Here is a 3,677-nt window from a genome sequence, read left to right on the forward strand (position 1 = left end):
AATTGGGAATTGGGAATTGGGAGTATTGATGTTTTTCTGACTCCTGATAGCGTAGTGTAGTGTGTTACTTCTACGTCATCACGCAAGCTTAAGTTAGACGGCAACGGACAGGGCGGTTAGGACATAAACTGATGATAAAACTCAGATACAAACAGACTTTTAACCCAGTCCCCAGTCCCCAGTCCCCATTCCCAATTCCCCATCCCCCAGCTATACTTCTTCTTTATTCTTCCCATTGCAAAGCCAAAGAAGCGATCGCCCAGGTCTTTAAGTCGGGATATTGCCAACCAAAATCATAAAGTTCGCTCATCCGCTTAAATGTGATTCCAGGTAAACTACGTAAACGCTGTTCTAACAAACTGTCGCTTAAACCTACAGATTTAAAATAAGGGTTGTCTAGTAGCGTACCTGTAAAAGAAAAATGTTGTAAAAAATAAAGCCAATAAGCTAGAGCTTCATCTGTGATTTTTGGATATTTCAATTGACGTTTACCAACGTTTTCTGAACAAAGTCCTGCATCCGCACAAGCAGCAATTAAACCTGTGGCCATTCTTAAAGTTGTTGCTGCTGACCATTCAGTTTCTAATTGTTGTGTTACCCAACGAGCTACTATATCTCTGTCAATATTGGCATTCTCTTGCTGACGACGCTGTTCTAAAAAAACACTGGTAAAATTTCTATATATAGGGTCAGTCAGTTGTAAATGCCAATGACAGATATTTTGGCGAGTGATTGGGTCATTTGGTTGCCAGAGCCGGAGAACAGTTAAGCTACTGGGATAGGCTGCAAAGCGATGGCTGAATTCAACTAATAGACTGCGAACTCTGGCCATACTTTTACTACCAAACCAACGTTCCTCAAAAGCTACCACTGGTAATTTGTCTTTAGATATATCTATTTTTAGATGTTCCCAATAAGCTCGACTTTCTTCCACTGCTAAGGATATACGCAGCAATCGCGTGTGAAATTGATTTGATTCCTGGTTTGGTAACATGAGTTTAGCCGAATTTCGATTCTCGACTGAGGAAGGATTAGCTTTGCTGATCACAAAATTTAATTGTCTTGTAAACGGTAAAACGGCATGGTGTAACTATCAGTTAAGGGTAGCAAGGCTGCTGCTAATTTTTTTGCTCTCAGTTCTAAATCTGTCACAATTTCCCCAACAATTTCTCGTCCGTTAGGAACTACTGTAAAGTTTATTTTTTGATTGGGAATCCGAATTGCTTCCTCAAATTCAGTTTCTGAAAAAGGTTGAGTGATATTGATAGTAAAGTATGGTAAAGCTTCTAAAGGTGTGACTTTGTTTTTGTTCTGTTTATGGAAAGCTAGACGTTCCGCTAATTTCTCATCTATCTCAAAACCCCAAAAAAAGAGCGATCGCACTGCATCAGGTTGAGCCATTTCTTGACGTTTACGCCTGTCTACTTGAATGGTAGCCAACCGCACAGCTTCTAAAGATGCCCATAGATGTGTTTTCGGCAACAGTCTTTGCAACAAGTCACCTCCACCATATTCATCAATTAAATCTGTGCGCCACCAGTCTAAACGTTTAGGTTCACAACCCCCCTCCCCAGCCCAAGCAACCATGATCTGAAGGGTGAGAATTTTATCAATAGTATCATTAGTAGCATTCAGCATAATTACAACGGACTAGAGTTAAACTACGGTTTTTGTCCCCAGCATAACTGTAGCCTTTTTTGTATTTTTTCCAAAAACAACAGGGTAAAATCTTCACTCGGTAATGTTTTCAACTTCCTTTTATCCTGTACTTAGATAATTAGATCAATCCACATTCTTTTTCAGCAACAGCTAGTAATTTTTCTTGCAGTGGTGTTAAAAACGGTTGGTGTAGTTTACCTAAACCAGTCAATAGCCAATCCACAGCAGCATCAATATTCCCCACTTGATGTAACCTGACAAGACGCTGATATAATTGCTGCATAGATTTGCAATCATTCTCAGAATAATCCAAGGACTTGAGGTTTTCTATCTTAACTAGATAATCCCCGTTCCACGTGGTAATTTTACAACTATAATTACCCACATAGGTGATAATTCCCCAACAACTGATTTTGCCCTTGAGTTCTGGATTATCTTTGGGTAAAATTTGACAACATTCTCCCAAACGGTAGGGGTTAGGCAAGTTATTTCTTTCGCGTAGTTTGTCCACAATACTTTTGACAATACGTCCTGATGGTACTTTACCACCTGCTGCTTCCACTGCTTCCTGCCAACAGTTAACTTGTTCCTCCGTTTCCAGCTTTGTTAGTGGTCGCACCTGTCCTTCCGCAGTTGGCAAAATGTCCACAATTTGTGGACATTCTTGTAGGTTATCTACAATACTGGCTGCGTTGATGAGTTGATAGGAACGGGAACGGTTGTAACTAAACCTGTCTTGGCAGTATTCGTCAAAAGTTTTGTGGGAGTTGCGATATAGCTTTCTGTCTCTTAGTTGTTTCAGAGCTTTTCCAGCTTCATAAAATGCTCTCTCTACTTGACGCTCTAAACATGAGCGCTCGCACTCTTCTTCCTCAGTTAATTCTTCAGTCGCAAATATTGCTATTGTCGTATTAACACCATCACCATTTTTAGCATCAACAGCCAAATTCTCACTGATAACATTGGTAGTCTTGTCAAGCGGCGCATTAACCATATCACTTGCGCTCCTAGTTAGTTATTCTCATGATTATAACGTAGTACCACGCAATTAAGGTGTTTAGCTTAGAAGTATTTGTCTGATGCTAATTGCGATATAATTGGGATTGTCGTTATAAGTGTGCAACTAATGGCGAGACCTGGTGGTAATCCCGATTTTGGAATCAAGTATCGCTTCGACTATGGCAGAGATGAGCCACTTTCAGAACAAGTGAAAGTATTGATGCATCCACAGATGAAGCAGCATCTGAAAAATCTGGCTGATCTGGAAAAATGCACAGTACCTGATTTGATTCGTGAAGCCATCGAGCAATATTTGGTTGCTAAACAAACAACTAAAGTAAGTTAATAGAATTGATATCATCGTCCTGTTCGTGTTCAGAACCTAGAGATTCTTGCAACAGTCAAATTTTGTAAAACTTATGAAACTATCGGATTTATCACCTGAAACTTTAGAAAAAATCAAACTGGTGAGGTGGGATAGGATTATTGAAAAACATGAAGGACCAGAAGATTGGTCATCTGTTTTGCAATATGAGGAACTGGAATTTATGGAAATTGATGGATATCCAGTATTATTACCTGTGGATAAATCTCATCACCCTAATATTTCCATAATCCGTTCTATTTGGGCTGAAGATAAAAAATCACTCACGCTATTTTTATCGGATACCACCTATGAAGATGATCCCTTCTTTTCTGGCTTTATGACAGTTTGCGATCGCCTAAAAAATGAAAACTTCTTTCTAGCAATTTTGTATCATGAATGGTTCATTATTGAAAGACCAGAAATTTTTGAGACATAAGCAACAAGTAGCTGCTTGTGATAAAAAACCTTTTTTGTTACGGTAATCCTAGATATGACTCATCACCCACAGCCACAACTATTACAATTATTATTATTATTGTCACCACCATCACTGTTACTGCCACCGCCCAAGAAAACAAAAATTGATATTGGTAACCACAAAAGCCACCACCAAGACCACTCTGAAGATTTGTCTGAGGTAGTCTGATTATTC

Annotated in this window: 5 protein-coding genes; 2 read left to right on the forward strand and 3 right to left on the reverse strand. The window is 39.2% G+C overall.

Annotated features, from left to right (window positions below; genetic code table 11):
* Window positions 1-223 precede the first annotated feature (223 nt).
* The 3 genes from FJR04_RS23920 to FJR04_RS23930 all read right to left on the reverse strand — a co-directional run bounded on the left by FJR04_RS23920 (window position 224) and on the right by FJR04_RS23930 (window position 2,653).
* On the reverse strand, window positions 224-1,048 hold the full coding sequence (locus FJR04_RS23920; protein ID WP_217359512.1) for a BrxA family protein: 825 nt from the start codon (window positions 1,046-1,048) through the stop codon (window positions 224-226).
* A gap of 5 nt (window positions 1,049-1,053) precedes the next feature.
* On the reverse strand, window positions 1,054-1,638 hold the full coding sequence (gene brxE, locus FJR04_RS23925) for a BREX-6 system BrxE protein (protein WP_168499568.1): 585 nt from the start codon (window positions 1,636-1,638) through the stop codon (window positions 1,054-1,056).
* Between the two features lie 139 nt (window positions 1,639-1,777).
* The gene (locus FJR04_RS23930) at window positions 1,778-2,653 is read right to left on the reverse strand and encodes a hypothetical protein (RefSeq protein ID WP_168499570.1); all 876 of its coding nucleotides are present in this window, start codon (window positions 2,651-2,653) and stop codon (window positions 1,778-1,780) included.
* A gap of 132 nt (window positions 2,654-2,785) precedes the next feature.
* Between FJR04_RS23930 and FJR04_RS23935 the strand changes: the two genes are divergently transcribed.
* A complete protein-coding gene (locus FJR04_RS23935; RefSeq protein ID WP_168499572.1) occupies window positions 2,786-3,004 on the forward strand; it encodes a CopG family transcriptional regulator in 219 nt (72 codons plus the stop codon).
* Between the two features lie 73 nt (window positions 3,005-3,077).
* Window positions 3,078-3,461 carry a hypothetical protein gene (locus FJR04_RS23940; protein ID WP_168499574.1) on the forward strand — a complete coding sequence of 128 codons (384 nt, stop codon included), beginning with the start codon at window positions 3,078-3,080 and terminating at the stop codon, window positions 3,459-3,461.
* The last annotated feature ends 216 nt before the right edge of the window (window positions 3,462-3,677 follow it).

The sequence above is a fragment of the Anabaena sp. UHCC 0204 genome, assembly GCF_009711975.1.
In the GTDB taxonomy this organism is placed as follows: domain Bacteria; phylum Cyanobacteriota; class Cyanobacteriia; order Cyanobacteriales; family Nostocaceae; genus Dolichospermum.

Coding starts and splice junctions, on each gene's coding strand:
- FJR04_RS23940 (WP_168499574.1), top strand. CDS start 3,078: ATGAAACTATCGGATTTATCACCTGAAACTTTAGAAAAAATCAAACTG.
- FJR04_RS23930 (WP_168499570.1), bottom strand. CDS start 2,653: ATGGTTAATGCGCCGCTTGACAAGACTACCAATGTTATCAGTGAGAAT.
- brxE (WP_168499568.1), bottom strand. CDS start 1,638: ATGCTGAATGCTACTAATGATACTATTGATAAAATTCTCACCCTTCAG.
- FJR04_RS23935 (WP_168499572.1), top strand. CDS start 2,786: ATGGCGAGACCTGGTGGTAATCCCGATTTTGGAATCAAGTATCGCTTC.